1 protein-coding gene is annotated in these 645 nt (G+C 66.2%); it reads right to left on the reverse strand.

The window, feature by feature from the left end; all coding sequences use genetic code 11:
* Nucleotides 1-2: 2 nt before the first annotated feature.
* A partial coding sequence (locus RKE29_RS30280; RefSeq protein ID WP_312008900.1) for a flavodoxin-dependent (E)-4-hydroxy-3-methylbut-2-enyl-diphosphate synthase occupies nucleotides 3-645 on the reverse strand: 643 nt, incomplete at its 5' end.

The following is a 645-nucleotide window of genomic DNA, read 5'->3' on the forward strand; positions in this document are numbered from 1 at the left end:
GGTCAGCCGGTGACGGTGACCTCGGGCTCACCGGAAGCGGCACCGTCCTTCGCCATCTCCTCCGCGATCCGCAGCGCCTCCTCGATCAACGTCTCCACGATCTTCGACTCCGGCACCGTCCGCACCACCTCACCCCGCACGAAGATCTGCCCCTTCCCGTTCCCCGACGCCACCCCCAGATCCGCCTCCCGCGCCTCCCCCGGACCGTTCACCACACACCCCATCACCGCCACCCGCAACGGCACCTTCAACCCGTCCAGCCCCGCCGACACCTCATCCGCCAACTTGTACACATCCACCTGCGCCCGCCCACACGACGGACACGACACGATCTCCAACTGCCGCTCCCGCAACCCCAGCGACTGCAAGATCTGCAACCCCACCTTCACCTCCTCCACCGGAGGAGCCGACAACGACACCCGGATCGTGTCCCCGATCCCCTCCGCCAACAGCGCCCCGAACGCCACCGCCGACTTCACCGTCCCCTGGAACGCCGGACCCGCCTCCGTCACCCCCAGATGCAACGGATACTCACACCTCTCCGCCAGCAACCGGTACGCACTCACCATCACCACCGGATCATTGTGCTTCACCGAGATCTTGATATCCCGGAAACCATGCTCCTCGAACAGCGAGCACTCCCAC

It is taken from the genome of Streptomyces sp. B1866 (assembly GCF_031932565.1).
Lineage (GTDB): Bacteria > Actinomycetota > Actinomycetes > Streptomycetales > Streptomycetaceae > Streptomyces.